The sequence below is a fragment of the Nitrospinota bacterium genome, from assembly GCA_009873635.1.
GTDB lineage: Bacteria > Nitrospinota > Nitrospinia > Nitrospinales > VA-1 > LS-NOB.
Map to the genome: position 1 here is coordinate 134,149 of WAHY01000001.1, position 21,770 is coordinate 155,918.

Consider the following 21,770-nt stretch of genomic DNA (forward strand, 5'->3'; position numbering starts at 1 on the left):
GAGTAAAACATGTTGGCTGGACAGACCATATCAGTGTTAATCCTTTTTCTATTGATATGTGCTGTCAATGCGAACGCCGCTATTTATAAATGGAAAGATGAGAAAGGAAAAACCCATTTCACAGATAATCCGATCCGGGTCCCCAAGGCATACCGTGAAAAGCCTTTCATAAAGGGTTCTGCAGTAACTCCGTTGAAAACAAAAAACACTGAAGATAAAAAATTAAATGACAGGGAAACAGTTGAAGATAAAGGTGGATTGAAAGAAGAGACAAAAGAAGAAAAAAAAGAAGAAACCAGGCAGGAAGGCTTGACCGAGGAGCAGCGTCTTGTCGCTGAAAACGCGTTGAGCTTTTTGGAAACAGATATTGTCCGGTACGAAAAATATTATAACTATCCGCCGAGCCGGAGTAAATTTCGTCTCATCAAGTTGGCTGTCAAGGAGGCGACTCCGCAAAAACAGGATTTGTTGGACCAGGTTTCCACGATTGATCTTCCTTTGTTTAATGAAATAGCCGGTTTTCTGGAAACAAGCATTGCTGCGGATGAAAAGGCACAGAAAATTATGCCGACCACCCTTCCTTCAGCGCGTCAAACTTTTGCATTGATGAAACGACTGAAGAGTGATACCCGGCAGGAAAAACAACTTCTGGAAAAATTGAACGCAGAACTGAATTCTGCTGAATAATTTTTAGTTCTTTCCAGCCTGGTCAGAGGACTTGCCAATCCTGATTCGCGGGTATAAATTGGTTAGGGTAGGAAAAGTTTATATTGCCCTGTACTTTTTAAATTACTCCAACCTCCAAAGGATCCGGCCATGGCTATCAAAACTTATAAAAATTACATAAACGGAAAATGGGTCGCTTCTTCAAGTGGTGAAACTTTTGATAATACTAATCCTGCAAACCAAAAAGAAGTTCTCGGGCGTTTCCAAAAATCCAATTCGCAGGATTTGAACAAAGCGGTTAAATCTGCCGTTAATGCTCAAGAGGAGTGGCGGAACATGCCAGCCCCCAAGCGTGGCGAGATTCTTTTTCGTGTTGGTGAACTTTTGATCAAGCATAAAGAATCTTTGGCTCAGGATATGACCCGTGAAATGGGAAAGATTCTGAACGAAACCCGCGGAGATGTGCAGGAGGCGATTGACCTGACTTATTTCACAGCCGGGGAAGGCCGACGATTGTTGGGAGAAACCGTTCCCTCCGAATTGAACAATAAATTTTGCATGACTGTCAGGATGCCTGTGGGAGTCGTGGCGGCGATCACTCCCTGGAATTTTCCCATAGCCATTCCTTCATGGAAACTGATCCCCGCCCTGGTCTGCGGTAATACTGTTGTCTTCAAGCCAGCCAGTGACACACCTCTTTCTGCCTGGCGTTTTGTAAAGTTGTTTGAAGAGGCTGGCTTGCCGCCGGGAGTGTTGAATTTTGTCACCGGTTCAGGTGCGGAAATTGGTGAACCTCTCATAGAGCATCATAATATAAACCTGGTTTCCTTCACTGGTTCAACGGATACAGGCGCAACGGTAGCGCATAAGTGCGCCTGGAATATGAAACAATATTCGCTGGAAATGGGGGGGAAGAATGCCATCATCGTGATGGAAGATGCTGATCTCAACCTGGCTGTCGAAGGTGTCATATGGGGAGCTTTTGGTACAACCGGTCAACGTTGTACGGCTTGCAGCCGGGTAATTGTGCATAAAAATATTCTCAAAAAGTTTACCAACCTTCTCCTCAAAAGAACAAAGGCGCTTCGTTTGGGGGATGGGCTTAAAAAAACCACTGATGTCGGACCACTGATCAATGAGTCACAACGTCAGAAGGTTTTGGGTTACTGCGAACTGGGTGTGGAAGAAGGCGCCAAACTGCTGCTGGGTGGGAATATTTATAAGAAAGGTAATTGCAGGAACGGATTTTTCTTCGAGCCAACATTGTTTGCGGAGGTTTCTCCAAAAATGCGTATTGCGCAAGAAGAAATATTCGGCCCGGTTCTGAGCATCATTGAATGCAAGAGTCTGGAAAATGCCGTTCAAATTGTCAATGATTCCAGGTTTGGCTTGTCATCGGCAATTTACACCCAGGATGTGAACCGGGCTTTCAAAGCCATCGAAAAACTCGATACCGGGCTCACTTATATCAATTCTTCAACCATAGGCGCGGAAGTGCAACTCCCGTTTGGAGGCACTAAAGGAACAGGCAATGGTCATCGTGAGGCGGGGACCACTGCGTTGGAAATATTCACCGAATGGAAATCGGTGTTTGTCGATTATAGCGGTGCACTGCAAAAAGCCCAGATAGAGGATTAAGGAAAAATAAAGCACCCAAAGACTCCCGGATAATATGTTAAAATCTTTCCTGCCAGCCGCTACTTATTTTGTAGCAACTGCCTGCAGTTTTGCTGTAGTCCTTTGAGCAATAATCAGTTTTATTGCCGCTGAGAAAAACTTAAATCAAGTCCTTATCAATAAATAAGGATATGGGGTCTTGAACCATCCCCGCTTTACGGAGAATAGTCATTATCCAGATTCCTGACGCACATCCGCGTGTCAATGCAAGCGAGCCTTCACGTTTAAAATTCTCAATTTTATCCAGTGGTAGTGGTGGTAACGCACTTTATATCGAAGCGGATGATAAACGTATTTTGATCGATGCCGGGTTGAGTGAAAAAAAACTTTCTCAACGAATGGCTGCGATTAACCGTTCATTTGAAGGGTTGAACGCGGTTTTTGCAACTCACGAGCATACTGACCACATCCGTGGTATAGGTCCTCTATTAAGAAAACATAAACTTCAACTCTTCACTACTGAGGGAACCTTTAAGCGCGCCAGTTCTTCAATGGGAACGCTTCCCGGGTTCAATTCGATTCGCGCGGGTCAACCCGTTGAATTTGGAGAGTTATTGGTCGAACCCTATTCCACTCCACATGACGCGGAAGAACCAGTGGCTTTTGTTTTTCACTATCGGGGTTTGCGGCTTGGCCTGGCTACTGACCTGGGTCGAGTGACCCGGGAAGTTAAAAACAAACTGCAAAAACTTGATGCTCTTCTCATTGAATCAAACCACGATATAAACATGCTGGATGCGGGGCCTTATCCATGGATTACCAAGAGAAGAATTAAAAGTGATGTTGGGCACCTTTCAAATGAAGCCTGCGGTGATTTATTATCTTCTGTAAAGCATTCCGGGTTACGACTCGTTGTATTAATGCATATGAGTGAAACCAATAATCATCCGGAACTGGCTATGATCACTGCCCGCCAGGCTTTGGGACAGGACTCGCCGGAAATGATCGTTGCCGAACAGAACCATCCTACCCCTTTGATGGCTTTATAGCGCATTTCCATTTTTGCTTAAACTTCAATGAGTGATTTTCGCGACAAAACAGCAGGTAGTTTTTTTGGCATGGCGGTGGGCGATGCTATGGGCCGTTCTGTAAAGGGATTAAAGCCAGCAGCCATTAAGCAGATTTTTGGAAAAATGGATGACTTCAAAGATGTTCGTCCGATCATGGGGAAAGGTATTAAGAGCTACCGTATGCGAGGGTTATATGGATCTCCTTTCCAATGTGCTTTGGTGGTCGCCGATGCTTTGCTTGAAAACAAAAAAAATTTTCTACAGGGTTCGGCAAAAAATTTTAAGGAGCTTGCGAAATCCGGTCCAGAGAATTATTTCGGTGTTTACCGAAATCACTCGGTCTGTTTGTGGCGAGCGGTAGACCTGTTGAGCGACAATGAGGAGCTCATATCAGATCAGAATTCTTCTACTTCCTTGTTTGTTAACATGGCTGTTCCTGTCTCCTTGTTTCAGGGCAAATGGTCCAAAACTTTAGCCAAACAATGTTTTGAAATCTGCCTGTTGATGAGCCGGAACCGGTTTGAAGTGGTTGGAGCTGCTTTAACAGGCTTTTTAGTGACACGGTTATTGGCCTTGCGGTCCGATGAGATACTGCTCGAAGGGGCCGGAATACTGAAAGAGTGCGAAGAGGTATGTCGTCAGGTGGAAGAAGAATATCAGCAGCGGTTCCCATCTTCGGAAGATGGCGGACTTAAGGGAATGAACGCTATGAGCGGTGCTTTGAAAGGTTTGGCTGAGAAATTTCAAGAACCGGATCTTATGAAATGGATTTGCGAATATTCAAATACTTTTACGAAACAGGAAATCCTTCACCCCTCGCAGGGATTTGTGATGACTCTTCTTCCCCTTGCTTTGTATTGTGTGCTTAATCCTCCAGAGCCTGATTTTGCTTCGACCCTTACATGTTCCCTGAGTTATGGGCGGGAGTCTGAAATGCTTGGTGCTATGGTGGGGGCCTGGGCTGGTGCTTTATATGGGCTTGACAATATCCCGGCTACATGGAAAAGAGGATTGGTCAATGCAAAGGAAATCCGTTTCCGGGCAGAGGCATTGGCATTAAGACGTGGGAAGAAAGATCAAAAAAATTTATTTGATATGGAGGCAGGTTTAACCGCCAAAGAGTTTGAAGAAGGAAAACGAAACCTGCCGAAAGAAACGAAAAAGGGAGTTCAAATTAAACCTTTGGACCTGTGGGATGATGAGGAAGCGGAGGATTCAGTCCCCTCAAAGGAAGACCGAGCTCAATGGAGAAAATTCCATAAGGAAAAAACCAAATCAAAGCGAGATCGACGCAAAAATATCCCTTCTTTAGACGAATTTTAGCTATCTTCGGGCAAAAAACAGGCGAAAAAAATTTTTCTGCCTTTTCTCCCCGCCCGCAAGAAACCCCTTAAATTATTGAAACCAAATGTTTAATTTTTTTACGTTTAGGGTTACAATGTTTACATCCCTAATTGGCACGAGTAATTAGAAATTGACCTTTTGATTTTGGAAGGAGCTACCGGTGAATACTTTGAAGTTTGCAGTTTCATTTATTTTTTGTTTGATGCTCCCAGCAGGAGTGGTGGCAGATACGAATGATAATCAAACCCCGCAACCTGCAAAAGTGGTAAAACCTGAGGCGGCTAAACCCGCAAAGAGTGCTAAACCTGCTACTCCCGAAAAGAAAGCTGCGGTTTCCGCTGAAGCCAAAAAGAAAAAACCTGAAGGACTGATCATAGGTAAAAATCTGAATGTCGGCATGTCTGTGGAAGACGCCATTAAATTGCTTGGAACGCCTCGCTCAATCAAAGTCAAGCGTGGAACAGAATCCACACTGGACAGCCTGTCTATTGAGTACGATAACCATGGAGTTGTCATTCATTTTTTGAACGGTAACAAACAAATTGAAGGTTTGGAACTTATGCCTCAATTTAAAGGGCGGTTTGCAGAAGGCGTCAAAATGGGAGAAAAGGTTGTATCCATGATAGACAAATATGGTGTGCCTGAGTCCATGAATGACAGCCTGGCTAAATATCCTGAAAAAGGAATGTATTTCTCTTTGAAATCAAATGTGTTGGTCGCGGCACATGTTTTTTCAAAAAACAGTAAACTTCTCAGCCATAAACTTTATAAAAAACGTTAGCCGACGTGCCGCCTTTTGAAAAGGGCTTCACCCTTAAGGTATTTAGAAAGCGTCAATCCTCTCACGCAATATAATACCTTTATGTCATTCAGTAGTATAGGTGGCGAATTTTCCCCAAGACCAGGAAATTGCTTTTTCGGTTAGTGTCGGACTCTCTAGCTCGACAGTTCTTGCTCAGGCTACTGGCGGTTCGCCGGAGAGGGAAAATATTGCGTCTCGGGTTAAATCGAACTGGGTACCGTTTCCGGGGTGTTGTGCTTTCTCCAGCAATAACGAGTGGAGCAGAGGGTGTTGCGATGGGTTGTTCTCAAGAAGGTTCCGAGCTTTGTCTTCCAGTCCATGCTCAAGGTAAAGAGTGGATAATAAAAGTACTAGAAGAGAAGATTGCCCCGCTTCTTCGAGCGATTCTTCATAGGTGCGCATAAGGTCCTGATAGTTTTCGGACTCCCTGAGGGCGATTTGCAAACGGACAAGGCAAGCCAATTCGCCAGTTTTTTCAAACCCGGTTCTCCAGATCTTTATTGCTTGTTTCTGTTTCCCGGATTCAAGATAGGCATCTCCCATTGATAAGTATGCAGGGAGGCATTTATCACATGTTCGAATAGCCTGTTTAAATTCTGAAATAGCACTTTCCTTGTTTCCTGTTTGCAGGCTTTTACTGCCGAGCTCGAAAAGATACTGACCCAGGTTAGATTGTTCCTTTTTCCATTCCTCGTTGTTATCCCTTAGCAGAGGTAAAATCTTTTTTTGCAACACACAAACTTTTTTCCATTCTTCCTGTCTTATATAAATATCACGGAGATGTATTAAGGGAACGGCTGTTCCCGGATTCATCCCCTGAATTTTTTGGAGGATGGCAATTTCTTCACCTTGGCGTTCTGTATTCGAGTAAATTCCTGCTAACCCAAATAAGGCGTGGATGTTTTGTGATTCAAGGGCAAGAGCTTTATTGAAAAATTTTTCAGCCTGGTCGTGGTTTCCATTCGCAGACGAAATTTGCCCCATCAGGTTGAGTGAGCCGACATGTTCCGGGGCTGTGTCGAGGAGTTTTTCAACAAGGTTTTGTGCTTTGTCAAATTTGCCGCAAGTGAAAAGGCTTTCGCCTTTTTTGAACATGGTTTCAACCTTGTTGTTCTTTTTTTCAATCTGGTTTTTTTTGAAATTGATTTTCCATCGCGTCAACGCATTCTTGAAGTTAAAAGTCCAGAATAGAAAAACCGTAACGATCACCCCGATAAGGACAGCTCCTAATATGAGAAGAACGGTCGGCAACTTCAGCGAATGGTTTTGGGTGATATGGACTATCGACTCATGGGGATTTAGAAATGCAGTATAAATGGCGAGTAGCGCAAAAACCAAAAAGATAATAATTTGTTTCAAGGACACGCTTAATTTTCTCCAAACTGGTTATCAACAATATTGTTTGTGACCTTAATGTTTTCTTCCATTTTACTCAGACATTGGGTGCAGAATTCTGCGTAAGGGACAATTTGTAATCTTGCTTCCGGGATCGTGTTTTCACATTCCGAGCAAACCCCATATTCGCCTTCATCGATCTTTTCAATGGCTACATCCACCTGTTTGAGTTTTTTCCATTCCTGTTCACCCAGTTCACCTTCCAGTTGGCGGTTGTAGGCACGTGCCGCATCATCACTAATGTCAGCAATTTGCCCGATATCGCCTTCTTTCACGCTGTGATTTGATCTTTCAACATCTCCGAGCAACTCAGACCTTATAGATTCCAATTGTGAACGAAACTGATCTAATTTTTTCTTATTCATATAATCTAATGATTCAGGGTGAAAGACGGATATTTATTGGCCTACTGCCTTGATAACAGGAACATCTCCCCATAGACGTTCGAGGTCGTAGTGAAGGCGGGCTTCTTTGTGAAAAACATGTACTATTAAATCTCCAAGATCTACCACCACCCAGTCGCCACCTGAATAACCTTCTACAGCCAGAGGTTTATTTTCGGTCTGGTGGCAATTTTCCAGAATGGCATCCACAATCGATTGCACGTGAACCTTGGAGTTCCCACTGCAAATCATGAAAAAGTCAGTCAGGTCTGAGCGGTTCCTCAAATCCAGAATCAGGATATCAAATGCCTTTTTTTCAGAGGCAGAATCAACAGCAAGCTGTTGCAAAGAACTTAATTGATCTATCATTTAACCTTTTTTGGGAGGGGACTCAGCCCTGTATAACCGGTGATGCATAATATAATGATCAACTGCAGGGGGCAACAAATTTTTGATTTCTTTTCCGGTTCTTACCTTTTGCCGGATTTCCGTAGACGATATATTTTGTGTAGGAATTTCATATAGCTGTATGGTTTTTCCTGAAGAGTCCCTCACAATCTTTGGAGAATTGAAATCATTACTTTCTAACAATGTTTTATTTAGCCCCAGGGTTTCGATAAATTTTAATGAAAACTCTAATTTGATTCCTGGACGTGTGCTAACCAGAATATGGCAAAGCTTTAATATTTCAGATACGCGTTTCCAGGTATCCATTAATAGAAAGGCATCAGCCCCAAGAATCATGAAAAACTCCCATTCAGGATGTCTATCTTTGAGCTGGGACAATGTGTCGATAGAATAGGATACTCCTCCACTATCAACCTCCAATAACTCTATTGAAAACAAGCTCTCCTTTTTCAAAGCCAGATCAAGCATGGCGACCCGGTGGGTCGAAGAGGCTGGCAGGCTGTCCAGCTTGTGAGGAGACTGGCTGACTGGAATGAACAAAACTTCTTGTAAATCAAACAATTTAGCTGATCTTGCGGCAAGATCCAGGTGCCCGTTATGGATGGGATCAAACGTCCCCCCCAACAACCCCACTTTTTTTAATTCCCTATTCATATTCTTTAAATCGTTTCATAAACCTTTTATCATCGCAAGGGATAATGAGGCTTTAGAGCCCAAATCTGGCAGAAAACCTAAATAATGACAATTCCTGGCAATTCAGACTGACAAAAATTGTCATATTTTTTCTGTGATTACGAAATCTAAAAATTTTTTACAGAAACAAAAAATTATTAACACATTCAAAACAAAAGGGTTATAATAGATAATCGAAAAATTTAGCTTAAAGGCATATGTTTTGCTTTAGTTATGTTTATAAAATTGGTTTATTCAAAGTTTTCTTTGTTAATCATAACGGAGGAGTAAAAAATGTTATCCAAGCTCAGAAATGTTCAAGGAGAAAAAGGTTTCACCCTTATTGAACTATTGATCGTTATTGCCATTATTGGTATTTTGGCCGCTATCGCTATCCCTCAATTCAGTGCCTATAAGAACCGGGCTTATCAATCTGATGCAAAAGGTAATTTGCACAATATTTACCTGGCTTGCAAAGCTTACTGGGCGGATAATGCAGGTACGGAATCATGTACAACTGCTATTGCTACAGGCTCTACATATGGTTGGGTTAATTCAACAGGTGTTACCGTGGCAATTACTACTGGTACTGAGTCTGGTTTTGTTGCAACTGGAACACATACTTCAGATTCTAGCTCTACAACATATACCATGGATGCAAATGGTAATATCAGTTAATTGATTTTAGGATTAATAGAAATCCCCACCCTTTGCTTTTTAGGCATGAGGGTGGGGATTTTTTCTTTTAAACGAAAAAACTATTGCTATTGTCCGTATTCTTCCCTGCTCAAAAATTCAAGGTGATATTAAAATGAAGGACGCCTTTCTAACCCGTTTGAGGTCCCTCTTTTTACCAGCTTGTTTCCTGTTGTTCATTTTTACCTTGTTTTTTTACCCGGTTTTGTTTGAAGGCAGTACTTTCTTCTTTCGAGACATCCACCATTTTGCCTACCCCATGAAATGGTTCATCGCCAAGACATGGGAGAAGGGGGAATGGTCTTTCTGGTACCCCAATATTTTGCAGGGCATACCCTTAATGTCTTTGATGCATCCGGGCGTGTTTTACCCCCCATCAATTATATTTTTGCTGGAAGATTTTTCATTCGCTTTTAATGCTTATTTTCTTTTTCATCACCTTGTCCTGATGGGTTCAATTTATGCTCTCTGCCTATATTGGAAAAAATCGGTTCCCGCATGTTTATGTGCTTCTCTGACAGCATTATTGGGAGGATTTTTTTTATCACTGGCCTCGGTCTACAATCAGTTCCAGTCTGCTATTTGGTTTCCATTGATTCTTCTGCTATGGCAAAAGTTTATAGATGATGGAAACCTGAAATATTTCTGTGGTGCTGTGGTTTTCCTGGCTTTCCAGGTTCTGGGAGGTGGTCCGGAAAACGCTATTTTCTCGGTACTCCTGGTTTATGCCCACTCACTTTATCTTGTGAATGAAGGTCAGAGAGTACGAGGGTTCAATCATATAACTCTGGTTGTGGTCGCGTTGGCGGTCTTGGCATTAGCAGTATCGGCGATGCAATGGTTGCCCACCTATTATTTATTGAAAGAAACTGGACGCAGCGGTGGTCTCCCGTTCATTGCAAGCACAGTCTGGTCATTAGAGCCAGGCTCATTGCTCACCCTCTTTCTGCCTGAAAATTTCGCACACTTCCTATCCAAGGATGGAGGTGAAATGTCCTATTTTGTTCACAGCATTTATATGGGTATTGTACCGTTATTTATTTTATTCGGCTGTCTATTGATTAACAGTGCGGAAAAATCCATCAGGTTCTGGCTGATGACTTTTGGAGCAGGGGTGTTTTTTGCCCTTGGCAAGCATAACCCAACCTACTTCCTGTTTCATGAATGGGTTCCCGTGTTTGATTTGTTTCGTTATCCACAAAAATTTTTTTTCCTTTGTGCTTATTCAATGGTGTTTCTCACCGCCTTGTCTCTTGACAGAATTGTTCAGGCGATCATCAATGGAAAACGACAATTGAATAAGCTCCTGCTCGTTGTGTTTGTCTTGGCAATTGTGGTTGCAGGGATATTGGGAGCAAATGCTGAACGGCCAGGACTTGAGAGTCTATTGATATTACTTCTACTTGCGATTGGTCTATTTGGCTTGAGTGCAAAAAAAATAAATCGTTCCGGGTTTTTCTCACTTCTCCTGTTTTTAATGTTGATGGACTTGATGGGTAAGAACTCAATGCTGATACCTCTGATAGACCGCGGGTTTTATACCGATCCTCCGCCTCTGGCAAAAAGACTGGGCGGAACGGCAGATTCATTTCGTGTCTTTAGTGGAATGCTGTTGGAAAAAGCGGTAATCAAAAAGGATCCTTCCCCTTTGGCAGAAAGCACAACGACTTCCTCCAAAACTAAAAAGCCTGCGTATAATATTTTGAGTGTTCAATTGGCCACAAGAGATCAGGTTTATCCAAACCTTGGGGCGATTTATGAATTGGCCTATGTAGATGGAATGGCTACTATGATGCTTAAACACAGCATGCTGTGGGAGCATTTATTCATTACGGCTGATATACCGAAAAAAAGAAGAATGTTGGAGCGTAGTAATGTGAAGTTTTGGGTAACAGAAGACTATGAACAACTCCCTTCCCATCAATACCCAAGGGGAATTAAAAAGGTAAACATTTTTGGAGATGCTTTGCCGCGTGCGTTTCTTGTAGGCAGTTCGAGAACTGTTCCGGAAATGGAACTTCTTGATGTTTATTATGATGCCGAATTTGATCCATTGGATCAGGTTTTGTTGACAGAATCGGTCGATATAAAAAGTGCCACTCGGTTTTCAGGTCAGGTGAAGCAGCTAAAGTACAGTCCTAACAGGGTGAGCATTGAAACTGAACAGAACGAAGAAGGATTTCTAGTGTTGCTAGATACATTTTTCCCCGGCTGGAAGGTGGAAGTGGATGGCAAACCAGAGCATATTTACCGGGCTAATTTTTTCTACCGGGGCGTCCGGTTGGCACCGGGCAACCACCGCGTAGAATTTTATTATGAACCTCTGGGATTAAAAACGGGTGCGATCATCAGTGCTGTAACCGTTGTTCTTTTATTATTTTTGTCACTTAACCCTTTCAACAGGCGTGAGGCTGTGATATCTCCTATGTAGCTATTATTTTTTCCTGGAATCTTATTATGAAACTTGTCAGCTTACTTCCTTCTGCGACTGAAATTCTGGTGCAACTTGGGTTAGAGGAAAGCCTTGTTGGTGTGTCGCATGAATGTGACTATCCCATGTCAGTGAAGTTTCTTCCCAACCTCACTTCAACTCGTATCAACCCATCATCCAGCAGTCCCGATATTCATAAATCAGTTCTTGAGGTTATGAAAAACAGCGTGTCGGTTTATGACCTGGATTTGGAGTTGTTGAAATCACTCAACCCGGATTTCATCGTGACGCAGGACTTGTGTGATGTCTGCGCTGTTTCATTTTCTCAGGTTGAAGAGGCCTGCCAGGAACTCGTTGGGGCAAAAATTATTTCTCTCAGACCCCAAAAACTGGGAGATATCTGGAATGATGTGCAGAATGTAGCAGACCAGCTTGGTATCAGTCAAAGAGGTGAAGAGTTTCGTGAAGAAGTGGACTCAAGGGTCAATGCGGTTAAAAATCGTCTTAACGGCAAGGCCACCCACACTCCGAAAGTTTTGACAATAGAATGGCTCGACCCGATTTATGTAGGAGGCATGTGGCTCCCTGAAATGATAGACATAGCTGGAGGCGAGGTTTGCATTGCTGAATGCGGAAAACCCGCGCCTGTTGTGGATCGGGAAGTCTTGGAGAAAATCAGTCCTGATGTCGTGGTGGTCAAACCATGTGGCTATAAACTGGAACAGACCTTGAAAGAAATGGATTTACTGAAAAAACAAATTCCCTGGCAGGACTGGGAAACAAAATATAATACCCGGTTTTATCTGGTAGATGGAAATTCCTACTTCAACCGCCCCGGTCCACGTATTCTCGATTCACTCGAAATCCTTGCTCACTGCACCCACCCCAATCTCTTTCCGGAGTTCGGCGAACAATACGCGGATGGACTCATCAAATTAGAACCGGGCCTAAACCTGCCGTAGGACTTAAGCCCTGAGCGGGGCGTTTTTAATCAGATATCCTCATTTTGAATAACCCCTAAAAGATTGAAAAAAAAGGGTTAATTTGATATAATCCGGTCATGGCTATTGAAAAGGATTTCATTGTAATTGGTTCTGGAGTCGCAGGGCTGACGTTTGCACTCAAGGTCTGTAAATACGGTTCTGTAGGCATCATCACCAAGGATGCTCTCGAAGAGTCGGCGACCAAATATGCCCAGGGGGGTATCGCCTCGGTGATGGCGGAAGACGACTCGTTTGAATTGCATGTCAAAGACACAATGGAAACCGGTCGCGGTCTCTGCCATGAGGACTTCGTACGAATTGCCTGCCGTGAAGGTCCAGCACGAATTCGAGAATTGATCGGGCTTGGTGCCAGGTTCGACCGCATTCGAGGTGCGGGGTTCGACTTGGGAAAAGAAGGTGGACATTCCAAACGCCGTATCCTGCACGCGCACGACCTGACGGGCTGGGAAATTGAGCGCACCCTCATTGAGGCGGTTCACGCCCAGGATAATATTGAAATTTTTGAGAATCACATGGCGATTGATCTCATCACCCGGGCCCGGCTGGATGACAAAGTTCAGGTTGGAGGAGATCAAGACGAAACCCTTGGTCTTTATGTGCTGAACCACATGACGCAAAAGGTGGAAACGATGGTGGGACGAGTCACCTTCATGGCAACGGGAGGTGCGGGTAAGGTTTATCTTTACACATCGAATCCAGACACGGCAACAGGCGATGGTGTAGCGGTGGCATATCGTGCCGGGGCAAAAATTGCCAATATGGAATTCTTCCAGTTTCATCCCACCTGCTTGTTTCACCCGAAAGCAAAATCGTTTCTCATTTCAGAAACAGTACGGGGTGAAGGTGGAATTCTGCGTCTGCAAAATGGCAGTACGTTCATGGAAAACTACCATTCTCTAGGTTGTCTGGCTCCCCGTGATGTGGTGGCGCGAGCGATTGACTATGAGATGAAAAAGAGTGGGGATGACTACGTCCTCCTTGACGCCACCCATCTTGAGGGTTACCGCATTAGAGAACGTTTTCCTAATATTTACAAGACTTGTTTGGAGTTTGGTTTTGATATGTCTCGAGAACCTGTTCCAGTCGTGCCAGCGGCACATTATATGTGCGGTGGATTGGTTGTGGATACCAGTGGCCAGACGAATATCAAACGGCTGTTTGCCAGCGGCGAGGTTTGCTTTTCCGGATTGCATGGAGCCAACCGGCTGGCCTCCAACTCTTTGCTGGAAGGGTTGGTTCTCTCGCACCGTGCTGTTGAGAAAGCGGTTGCCTTGTTTGAGGAATCCAAAGACTCTAAGGGTTTCATGGGTCAGATTCCTGAATGGGATCCCGGAAGCGCCGTAGATAGTGACGAATCGGTGGTGGTGTCGCACAACTGGGACGAAATTCGCCGGTTGATGTGGAACTATGTCGGCATTGTCCGCTCCAATAAGCGACTGAAAAGAGCCGAGAGACGCATTCAACTTCTGTTGGAAGAGATACAGGAATATTACTGGAACTTTAAAATCACCAAGGACACCCTGGAGTTGAGAAATATTACCATCACGGCACAACTGATTATTCAGGGAGCCCTGACCAGAAAGGAAAGCCGGGGATTGCATTATAACCGCGATTTTCCGGACACAGATGACGCGAACTGGAAACAAGACACGATTTTCCAGAACAACCATAAACGATTGATAACCCAAACCAACCCGAGAATAGTGACCCATGAGTGAAGAAAAAACAGTACATATTTTAATCCGAGATTTTTTTGGTGTGGTTGCGCTCGCCTTCACGGTATTCAGCTTGATGGCGTTGATCACTTTTTCACCTGACGATCCTTCTTTCAATAAAAGTGTTACAGGGACGGATGTGACAAACTCCGCTGGCATGGTTGGAGCCTATTTTTCAGATGGGCTGGCGCGAATTTTTGGAAGTGGTTCGTTTTTCTTCCCGGTCATCACTCTGTTTTTGAGTTGGGTTTTGGTTCGTGGAAAAGACTTCCATAATTTGCCGCTGATCTTGAGCTCAGGTCTTTTATTCCTGATTGGTCTCTGTTCTCTTCTGGCGATCCAGTTCAAGGTCGACCCATTTTTTGGCACTGCGGTTCCAGTTGGTGGTTTGGTGGGTCATGGTCTGGGTGGTTTTCTGGTGACCTGGTTGAATGCTTCAGGAGCCGTTTTAACCCTGTTAACCTTATTGTTTGTCGCTTTTCTTGTGATGACACGTATTCCGGTTAATGTGCTGGTAGAGGCAATCGGAAAATTATCCAGGGTGCTGGGTTCTGCAACGATGCTGACGCTTGTTGCAATTAAAAATATGGTTTTAAAATCTGTGTCTTTAATCCGCGATTGGATTGTAAAGTTGCAAACTGCCAGGCAGGAAATGAGGGAGGCCAATAAGGCACCTGTAGAGCCAGTGATTGTCACCCGCAGTCAACTTGAGCCGGAAGTAAAAATAATAGAAAAAAAAGAGAAGAAAAAGAAAGCTCAGGAAGAAAAGGCAGAGTTTGTGGTTCAGGAAAACTTTGCTTTCATGGGTACATCGGGGAAGTATCAGGTGCCACCCCTTGCATTGCTTGAGAACCCGCCACCTGGCAGGGACACACAAGACGAGAAAGCCCGGGAAGAAATTTTAGCAAGCAGTGCCATTCTGGAAAAGAAATTAAAGGACTTTGGTATTGAAGGAAGAGTCGTTCAGGTTCTTCCCGGTCCCGTTATCACATTGTTTGAATATGAACCTGCACCGGGAGTCAAAGTCAGTCGAATTGTTTCTCTTGCGGACGATTTATCTTTGGCAATGCGTTGTGTGGGGCTTCGTATTCTGGCACCTGTACCGGGCAAACCGGTGGTGGGTATAGAAATTCCTAATATTCGGCGTGAGACCATCTATTTTAAAGATGTCATGACTTCGGAATCGTTTCAGGAATCAGAATCCAAGCTCACTCTTGTTATTGGTAAAGACATTACAGGGGAACCGGCAGTGCAGGATCTGGCAACGACACCGCACTTGCTAATGGCAGGCTCAACAGGTTCGGGAAAGAGCGTAGGACTCAACGCCATGATCTGCAGCATCCTTTTGAACGCCACCCCGGAAGAAGTAAAAATGATCATGATTGACCCGAAGATGCTGGAGTTATCGGTTTATGATGGCATTCCACATCTTATTTCTCCTGTCGTCACCAACCCTAAAAAGGCCGCGGCCGCGCTTCAATGGGCGGTCAACGAAATGGAATCCCGTTACAAGATGATGGCCGAGAAAGGTGTGCGTAATATTGGTGGCTTCAATGAGCTTGCGGAGAAACTCCAGAAAGAATATGAACAGGAGCTTAAGAAACGTGAAAAAGCGAATAAAGGGGTCAAGCCTGAAAACGCTGATGATGTGGAGGAAGACGAAGAAGAGGAAATAATTCCGGAACCCCCTGCAAAGCTTCCTTACATTGTCATCCTGATTGATGAACTGGCAGACCTCATGATGGTTGCTTCCAAAGGAGTGGAAGACTCGTTAACACGGCTGGCGCAAATGGCGAGGGCCGCGGGAATTCATCTGATCGTTGCCACCCAGCGCCCTTCCGTCGATGTATTGACGGGAATCATCAAAGCCAACTTTCCCACCCGCATGTCTTATAAAGTGACTTCAAGAGTGGACTCAAGAACCATTCTGGATGCGATGGGTGCGGACAAACTTCTCGGTAAAGGAGACATGCTGTTTCTACCACCAGGAACTTCAAAACTTCATCGACTGCATGGGGTTATGGTTAGCGATGAGGAGATTCAACGAATCGTGGACTTCATCAAGAAGCAGGCGAAACCACATTATCAGGAAGATATTTTCGATTCTGTTGTTGAAGAAGAAAAAAATAATGGAGATGAGGAAGAGGAGTTTGATGAAAAATATGATGAGGCCCTTGCCATTGTCGCCAAAGACCGGCAGGCTTCTATTTCCTATATTCAACGACGTTTAAGAATAGGTTATAATCGGGCTGCACGAATCATAGAAACCATGGAGCGAGAAGGGGTGGTGGGTCCATCTGATGGAGTCAAACCTCGTGAAGTCTATGTCAACCCGATCGAAATTGAATAGGGTCCTATTTGCTGTCCAGCTGGTTCTGTCAGCTTTTGTTGTTTTTGGTCTGGTGCAACAGGGTCTCGCCGGTGTTTTTTCATACAGGGATGACGAAGGCGCGATTCATTTTACAGATGACATCTCAAAGATTCCCCAGAAATACCGCGACAGAAAAGAAGGTGTTCGTACCCTTAGAGAGAACCGGGCCTATCGGTCAACTCCCAGCCTTCCACCCGTAATAGAGCTACCCGGGTCAACTTCATCCAACGGGGAAACCCAGGTTCCTTTGATCCCTCTTAGTGGCGGTAATTTTCTTGTTGATACGGTTCTAAATGGCCGGGTCAAAGCAAGGCTGATGTTGGATACCGGAGCCTCACTCATAACGCTTACCGAGGAAATCGGCCAAAAGCTGGGAATTTCAAGTTCTTCTGTTTCAGCCGAGTTGCCTTTCAATACTGCAGGTGGAGAAGATTGGATGCCACTCGTAGCGCTTGACTCGGTTTCGGTTGGTTCTGCCAAGACCCGTTTGGTAGAAGCATCGATCAACAGCCATATCAAAGAAATAGATGGATTACTGGGGATGAGTTTTCTAGGAGATTTTCGGTTTGAGATTGATCGCACCAACAAACTTCTCACCTTGAAACCTCCCCAGACTCAGGATGAACTGGTGTGGGATAATAAGCCGGGAAACTGGTGGAAAAGCCGGTTTGAACATTATGATGCGACTATAAAGAGTTATGCTTCCCGCGCGGATCTTCTCAGGAGGCGTGGACACGCAAAGGCGATGAACATGCAAAATACAGTGGAATTTTACAAAGCTCTGCGCCAAAAACTGGAAACACAGGCTTCCATTTCCGGCCTGCCGGTTCGTTTCCGGTCATCCATGTAACGTCAGGGTATGCGAAGCCATGGGCAACACGAGTTCCTTTTCATACTGTTAGGGGCCAGCAATCTTGCTCGGGGTTACTTTGCTTTGACCCGGCAGCTTTCTCAAAATATATCAAGATGTGAGTTTCTCAACGCGATGGGTCCGGGCCGTGGCTATTGTGTTGAGAGTGGTATGTTCAATTTCACTTATCCTCCCATCGGTGAATGCCGGATCATGGAAAATGTTGATGTGCAACAGAGTCGGCGCATTGCGGTTCTGTTAACTGATATTGGCAATGACATTATGTACGGAGTGCCTGAACAGTCTTTGGTAGAATGCTTTGATTCTTTGATTGAAAAATCCCTTCTATTGAATGCCGAAGTATTTTTAACTTCCATCCATGTGGATGTTCGCCAAGATATGGGAAGGGAAACATTTAAATTATTGAAGGGCATATTTTATCCAAACAGTTCGGTGACCTATGACAAGGCAGATCTCGCAGTGAAAACAATAAATAAATACATAGAGGATAAATCAATTCAGAATGAACGAGTGCATTTAGTAAGTGGGCTGGGTGTCTATTGCGGTATGGATAAAATTCACTACAACCTGTTTAAAAGTCATTTTGCCTGGTTGCGTGTTGCCAATGTAATGCTAAAGGAGCTGGGAGTGACATCTTCAAGAAATATTGGGATGGGAACCATGGCGGTTTCATTATGTAAAAACCTGAACCGTTTGATCACATCTGATATGTTCAAAATCATGAAAAAGCCAGAAGGTTTTTATTAATAGTTTTTGCAGAGTGTATTAAAAACTGAGTATCAAATATTAGTGAACATTTTTTATTCCAGGGTTAATTCATGGGATATTGTTTCGCCATCATTCGGATTGGAATTTATTCCATAGTATTTTTGGTGTTTGTGGTCATAGGAATCTGCGTGCATGTTTTGTTTTTTATGTCGCCGCCTAAGCTTTTAAAGTGGATCGCTTTTTTCACACAATTATGGGCCCGGGTGACCTGTAAGGTTTTAAACACACAGGTTCGGATTGAGGGGGATACTTCCATAAAACCCGGATCATTGATTGTTGCCAACCATGTTGGATCGCCAGATATATATGTGTTAAGTGCCAGTTTTAAAGGGTTTTTTGTGTCCAAATCGGAGATTGCCGAATGGCCTTTTCTAGGTTGGCTTGTGAGATTGGGGAAGACCGTTTTTGCAGACCGGAGCAAACGTTATCAAGTCAAAGCTCTTATTAGGGAAATTGAACAGCGTTTAAAGAGTGAACAGTCTGTAATACTTTTTCCAGAAGCCCAGGCAACGGAAGGAAAAGATGTGATTCCCTTCAAATCCGCAGTTTTCGAGGCAGCCGTTCTTGCCGACCGGCCCGTGGTACCCATAGAGATTCACTACCATGATGGACATGAGCCAACAATTGCATTTTATGGAGACAGTTTCATCCGCCATATTACTGAATTGCTCAAGGCGCCCGGGCTTTTAGCAACGGTAACAGTCTTGCCGCAAATTCCACCGGGACCGAAAAGGCAGGCTCTGGCGACAAAAAGCTATCAGGCCATTCGTGATAGACATGATCGCTGGGAAGCTTAGATTGAACGAGCAGGTTTTTTTTATGATGGACATTAAAATCAAAATGACGTTAGATTAGACCACGCTCGGTGGTAAGGAAAACAAGATAGAATAAATTTCGGTGGAGATACTCCACTTTTGCAAAGGATTCGAAATGATTCATTCATTTAAAGGAAAAAACCCAGAGATTGATGACTCTTCTCTGGTTGTGGAAAGCGCGCAGGTCATCGGTGATGTGAAAATTGGTGAAGAGAGTAGTGTGTGGTTCAATGCTGTAATACGTGGCGATGTCAATCATATCCAGATAGGCAAGCGTACAAACATTCAGGATGGATGTGTCCTGCATGTTGCCCGTAAGACTCTGCCGCTGGTTATTGGAGATGAAGTGACTGTGGGTCATAACGTCACGTTGCACGCCTGCACCATTGAGTCGCAATGTCTCATTGGAATGGGCGCGATTGTTATGGACGGTGCGGAAGTAGGAACGCAATCCATTGTAGGCGCCGGTTCCCTCGTGACCCCTGACACGAAGATTCCGCCTAAAAGCCTGGTGTTGGGATCGCCGGCAAAAGTTAAAAGGGAACTGACGGAAGAAGAAATTCGCGGTATTCGTGAATCGGCGGCCAATTATGTCGGCGATATTGAAACTTATTTGGATTAATACTGATGGCTGAATGTGCTGCGGTCCCAATAGCGGTGATTGGAGGCAGTGGGGCCTACCATCTTCTAACCTCAGAGGCTCTTGGCAAAGAAAAGGGGTGTGATGTTTTTGAAACCCCATATGGAAAAAGCGCACCCATTCATCGTTTCAGTTTTGAAGGCTTGGAGTTTTTATTCTTATCCCGACATGGAGAAACGGATTATTCCCTCACTGCTCCTTTTGTCAATTACCGGGCTAACATTCATGCATTAAAACAATGCGGGGTTGAGCGGGTGATTTCCTGGTCCGGGCCTGGAATCATCAATACGGTTTTCAAGCCGGGAGATTTTGTTGTACCGCATGACATCATTGATGAAACGAGAAACCGGGAAACCACTTTTTTTAAAGATACAGGTGTCGGATTCATCCGCATGAACGAACCTTTTTGTCCGCAGATCGCTGAAACCTTGCACGATATTCTGCACTCCAGCGGACTGCCCCACCATGATAAAGCGGTTTATGCCTGCACCGAAGGCCCGCGATTGGAAACCCCGGCGGAGATAAAAAAACTGCGCCTGCTGGGTGCTGACCTTGTGGGAATGACCCTGGCTCCGGAGGCTTTTCTGGCCCGGGAAATGGAAATATGTTACACACCTTTTTGCTACCTGACCAACTATGCAGAAGGAGTAAAACCTCGAAAGTTTAAAAAAGGGGAACTGTTTGAGGGGATGCAAACTGAAGAAGAAAAGAAGAACGTTGATCTTGCAATACAAAACTTTCCTCGGTTGATTAACAAGGTTTTTGAAAGTTTGGAAGGAACCCCACGTACCTGCGATTGTCCCGAAGCCATGCGTCGCTATAAAGATAAGGGAATGATTTAGTAGTAACTATAGAATCAAAAAAGCAAGGTGTTATCTGATTGCCTTCACCTCAGCCCTATCCTTTCAAGGAAGAGGGTTGGGTTTACGGTACGCCCGTCACCTGAGAAGGAATATAACAATTGCTCTTTAAGCCGGGAGAGGGTTTGCTGGTCTGATCAAGCTATTGCCAGTTGCCTCCCTCGCTAGAGGGCTAGTCTGGCCAGGCTTCGTAACCTCCTGTCATACTGTAAACTTCTTTGAATCCGTTTTTTGACAAGTATTCGGCAGCACCTCTGCTCGAGATGCCATGATAGCAGTAAACGATGAGTGGTTTTTCCTTGTCCGCAGATTCTATATACTCCTGAACATTGCTATCGTTTAAAGAAAACGCATTGGGAACATGTCCTGAAGCATATGACCCGGGATCTCGAATATCGACAACGTTCGCTGAATCTTCTTCAATCATTTCTTGAGCTTTGTGAGGATCAATTTCCTTGAACATGATTTGCAATCCTTTATAAAGTTTGGACATCTATATATAGGATGTCCCACTTATGAAGAAGTTACAACAAATTAATATATGAATCTGACTGAACTGGAAAATTCATTTAAAACAGCGGAAGAAAATGGTTTGCCTGCTGAAATTCTGGAAACAATTATTCCATTGGCCAATGCTTATCAGCAGGGACGAAAGTATGATTCAGCTGTGCGATGCATGCGGAATGCGTTGCAGAGGATTCGGGATGATGGGGACACCTGTCAGCAAGCCGTTCTCTTGACAGCTCTTGGCACTGCCTTCTGGGAAAAGGCTCAACTGCAAAAGGCATTGGATGAGTTTCGTCCCGCACTGGACCTTTTTAAAGAGTCTGGCGAAAAAATGGGTGAAAGGGCCATTCTTGCGATGGTTGGCATTACTTTCTGGCGGAAATGTGAGTGGAACAGGGCTCTGGAAATTTTTTCAGATTTGTTGAAAGAAGAGAATGAAATCGCCTTTGATGACAGGTTCCTGTCTCTCCAGGGAGCCCTGGAGAGAGGTGTTGCAATTTTGCGAAACAGGGTGCGTATGGGACGTGAACTTCAAGACCCTAAGAAAATACTCCAGCCGCTTTTTTCTTTATCATCCATATATCTTATTTCAGGGGAGCTGGAAGAATTAAATTCTACTTTGAGCGAATCAATTTCTTTGGCGGATCAATTAGGGGAGAAAGAAATCCTGGATGCCGCACAAGGAATCAGGCAACTGGCATTTCCAACTTGATCCAGGTGAGCTCATTTTTGTTA

The 21,770-nt window shown here is 44.2% G+C and carries 21 protein-coding genes; 16 read left to right on the forward strand and 5 right to left on the reverse strand.

Features of this window, described 5'->3' with window-relative positions; genetic code table 11:
- The first annotated feature begins 9 nt into the window (after positions 1–9).
- The 5 genes from F3741_00725 (at position 10) to F3741_00745 (ending at position 5,478) form a co-directional block, all read left to right on the forward strand.
- The gene (locus F3741_00725) at positions 10–687 is read left to right on the forward strand and encodes a DUF4124 domain-containing protein (protein ID MZG29325.1); all 678 of its coding nucleotides are present in this window, start codon (positions 10–12) and stop codon (positions 685–687) included.
- Between the two features lie 129 nt (positions 688–816).
- Positions 817–2,304: an aldehyde dehydrogenase family protein gene (locus F3741_00730; GenBank protein ID MZG29326.1), complete on the forward strand. Its 1,488-nt coding sequence runs from the start codon at positions 817–819 to the stop codon at positions 2,302–2,304.
- 185 nt (positions 2,305–2,489) lie between these two features.
- Positions 2,490–3,332: an MBL fold metallo-hydrolase gene (locus F3741_00735; GenBank protein ID MZG29327.1), complete on the forward strand. Its 843-nt coding sequence runs from the start codon at positions 2,490–2,492 to the stop codon at positions 3,330–3,332.
- Between the two features lie 27 nt (positions 3,333–3,359).
- Positions 3,360–4,676 (forward strand): hypothetical protein, encoded by a 1,317-nt coding sequence (locus F3741_00740; protein ID MZG29328.1) that lies wholly within the window; start codon positions 3,360–3,362, stop codon positions 4,674–4,676.
- A gap of 181 nt (positions 4,677–4,857) precedes the next feature.
- Positions 4,858–5,478 carry a hypothetical protein gene (locus F3741_00745; GenBank protein MZG29329.1) on the forward strand — a complete coding sequence of 207 codons (621 nt, stop codon included), beginning with the start codon at positions 4,858–4,860 and terminating at the stop codon, positions 5,476–5,478.
- Between the two features lie 174 nt (positions 5,479–5,652).
- On the opposite strand, the gene F3741_00750 is transcribed toward F3741_00745, so the two are convergent.
- The 4 genes from F3741_00750 to F3741_00765 are packed head-to-tail and all read right to left on the reverse strand — an operon-like array spanning position 5,653 to position 8,339.
- On the reverse strand, positions 5,653–6,864 hold the full coding sequence (locus F3741_00750) for a DUF1049 domain-containing protein (GenBank protein ID MZG29330.1): 1,212 nt from the start codon (positions 6,862–6,864) through the stop codon (positions 5,653–5,655).
- Positions 6,865–6,866: 2 nt separating this feature from the next.
- A complete protein-coding gene (locus F3741_00755; GenBank protein ID MZG29331.1) occupies positions 6,867–7,259 on the reverse strand; it encodes a TraR/DksA family transcriptional regulator in 393 nt (130 codons plus the stop codon).
- A gap of 33 nt (positions 7,260–7,292) precedes the next feature.
- A complete protein-coding gene (rsfS, locus tag F3741_00760) occupies positions 7,293–7,646 on the reverse strand; it encodes a ribosome silencing factor (GenBank protein ID MZG29332.1) in 354 nt (117 codons plus the stop codon).
- A complete protein-coding gene (locus F3741_00765; protein MZG29333.1) occupies positions 7,647–8,339 on the reverse strand; it encodes a nicotinate-nucleotide adenylyltransferase in 693 nt (230 codons plus the stop codon).
- Positions 8,340–8,651: 312 nt separating this feature from the next.
- On the opposite strand from F3741_00765, the gene F3741_00770 reads away from it, so the two are divergent.
- The 10 genes from F3741_00770 to F3741_00815 all read left to right on the forward strand — a co-directional run bounded on the left by F3741_00770 (position 8,652) and on the right by F3741_00815 (position 20,510).
- Positions 8,652–9,035 carry a prepilin-type N-terminal cleavage/methylation domain-containing protein gene (locus tag F3741_00770; protein MZG29334.1) on the forward strand — a complete coding sequence of 128 codons (384 nt, stop codon included), beginning with the start codon at positions 8,652–8,654 and terminating at the stop codon, positions 9,033–9,035.
- Between the two features lie 133 nt (positions 9,036–9,168).
- Entirely contained in the window at positions 9,169–11,484 is a 2,316-nt protein-coding gene (locus F3741_00775) for a YfhO family protein (GenBank protein MZG29335.1), read from the forward strand.
- Positions 11,485–11,510: 26 nt separating this feature from the next.
- Positions 11,511–12,446 carry a cobalamin-binding protein gene (locus F3741_00780; protein MZG29336.1) on the forward strand — a complete coding sequence of 312 codons (936 nt, stop codon included), beginning with the start codon at positions 11,511–11,513 and terminating at the stop codon, positions 12,444–12,446.
- 98 nt (positions 12,447–12,544) lie between these two features.
- The gene (nadB, locus tag F3741_00785; protein MZG29337.1) at positions 12,545–14,206 is read left to right on the forward strand and encodes an L-aspartate oxidase; all 1,662 of its coding nucleotides are present in this window, start codon (positions 12,545–12,547) and stop codon (positions 14,204–14,206) included.
- Positions 14,199–16,553, forward strand: coding sequence for a DNA translocase FtsK (locus F3741_00790; GenBank protein ID MZG29338.1), 2,355 nt, complete (start codon positions 14,199–14,201; stop codon positions 16,551–16,553). Before nadB ends, F3741_00790 begins: the two co-directional genes overlap by 8 nt.
- Positions 16,504–17,424, forward strand: a complete 921-nt coding sequence (locus F3741_00795) for a TIGR02281 family clan AA aspartic protease (GenBank protein ID MZG29339.1) — start codon at positions 16,504–16,506, stop codon at positions 17,422–17,424. Before F3741_00790 ends, F3741_00795 begins: the two co-directional genes overlap by 50 nt.
- A gap of 9 nt (positions 17,425–17,433) precedes the next feature.
- On the forward strand, positions 17,434–18,192 hold the full coding sequence (locus tag F3741_00800; GenBank protein ID MZG29340.1) for a hypothetical protein: 759 nt from the start codon (positions 17,434–17,436) through the stop codon (positions 18,190–18,192).
- A 71-nt stretch (positions 18,193–18,263) separates the two neighbouring features.
- Complete coding sequence (locus F3741_00805; GenBank protein MZG29341.1) at positions 18,264–19,010, forward strand: 1-acyl-sn-glycerol-3-phosphate acyltransferase; 747 nt, start codon at positions 18,264–18,266, stop codon at positions 19,008–19,010.
- Between the two features lie 133 nt (positions 19,011–19,143).
- Positions 19,144–19,650 (forward strand): gamma carbonic anhydrase family protein, encoded by a 507-nt coding sequence (locus tag F3741_00810; protein ID MZG29342.1) that lies wholly within the window; start codon positions 19,144–19,146, stop codon positions 19,648–19,650.
- A 5-nt stretch (positions 19,651–19,655) separates the two neighbouring features.
- On the forward strand, positions 19,656–20,510 hold the full coding sequence (locus tag F3741_00815; GenBank protein ID MZG29343.1) for an MTAP family purine nucleoside phosphorylase: 855 nt from the start codon (positions 19,656–19,658) through the stop codon (positions 20,508–20,510).
- A gap of 190 nt (positions 20,511–20,700) precedes the next feature.
- On the opposite strand, the gene glpE is transcribed toward F3741_00815, so the two are convergent.
- Positions 20,701–20,991 (reverse strand): thiosulfate sulfurtransferase GlpE, encoded by a 291-nt coding sequence (glpE, locus tag F3741_00820; GenBank protein MZG29344.1) that lies wholly within the window; start codon positions 20,989–20,991, stop codon positions 20,701–20,703.
- Positions 20,992–21,069: 78 nt separating this feature from the next.
- Between glpE and F3741_00825 the strand changes: the two genes are divergently transcribed.
- A complete protein-coding gene (locus tag F3741_00825; GenBank protein ID MZG29345.1) occupies positions 21,070–21,747 on the forward strand; it encodes a tetratricopeptide repeat protein in 678 nt (225 codons plus the stop codon).
- Positions 21,748–21,770: the final 23 nt, after the last annotated feature.

Bases quoted from the DNA above. Each gene is read 5' to 3' on its own strand.
- glpE (MZG29344.1), bottom strand. From the start codon at position 20,991: ATGTTCAAGGAAATTGATCCTCACAAAGCTCAAGAAATGATTGAAGAA.
- F3741_00725 (MZG29325.1), top strand. From the start codon at position 10: ATGTTGGCTGGACAGACCATATCAGTGTTAATCCTTTTTCTATTGATA.
- F3741_00730 (MZG29326.1), top strand. From the start codon at position 817: ATGGCTATCAAAACTTATAAAAATTACATAAACGGAAAATGGGTCGCT.
- F3741_00775 (MZG29335.1), top strand. From the start codon at position 9,169: ATGAAGGACGCCTTTCTAACCCGTTTGAGGTCCCTCTTTTTACCAGCT.
- F3741_00740 (MZG29328.1), top strand. From the start codon at position 3,360: ATGAGTGATTTTCGCGACAAAACAGCAGGTAGTTTTTTTGGCATGGCG.
- F3741_00780 (MZG29336.1), top strand. From the start codon at position 11,511: ATGAAACTTGTCAGCTTACTTCCTTCTGCGACTGAAATTCTGGTGCAA.
- F3741_00810 (MZG29342.1), top strand. From the start codon at position 19,144: ATGATTCATTCATTTAAAGGAAAAAACCCAGAGATTGATGACTCTTCT.
- rsfS (MZG29332.1), bottom strand. From the start codon at position 7,646: ATGATAGATCAATTAAGTTCTTTGCAACAGCTTGCTGTTGATTCTGCC.
- F3741_00765 (MZG29333.1), bottom strand. From the start codon at position 8,339: ATGAATAGGGAATTAAAAAAAGTGGGGTTGTTGGGGGGGACGTTTGAT.
- F3741_00805 (MZG29341.1), top strand. From the start codon at position 18,264: ATGGGATATTGTTTCGCCATCATTCGGATTGGAATTTATTCCATAGTA.
- F3741_00770 (MZG29334.1), top strand. From the start codon at position 8,652: ATGTTATCCAAGCTCAGAAATGTTCAAGGAGAAAAAGGTTTCACCCTT.
- F3741_00790 (MZG29338.1), top strand. From the start codon at position 14,199: ATGAGTGAAGAAAAAACAGTACATATTTTAATCCGAGATTTTTTTGGT.
- nadB (MZG29337.1), top strand. From the start codon at position 12,545: ATGGCTATTGAAAAGGATTTCATTGTAATTGGTTCTGGAGTCGCAGGG.
- F3741_00825 (MZG29345.1), top strand. From the start codon at position 21,070: ATGAATCTGACTGAACTGGAAAATTCATTTAAAACAGCGGAAGAAAAT.
- F3741_00815 (MZG29343.1), top strand. From the start codon at position 19,656: ATGGCTGAATGTGCTGCGGTCCCAATAGCGGTGATTGGAGGCAGTGGG.
- F3741_00795 (MZG29339.1), top strand. From the start codon at position 16,504: ATGGAGTCAAACCTCGTGAAGTCTATGTCAACCCGATCGAAATTGAAT.
- F3741_00755 (MZG29331.1), bottom strand. From the start codon at position 7,259: ATGAATAAGAAAAAATTAGATCAGTTTCGTTCACAATTGGAATCTATA.
- F3741_00800 (MZG29340.1), top strand. From the start codon at position 17,434: ATGCGAAGCCATGGGCAACACGAGTTCCTTTTCATACTGTTAGGGGCC.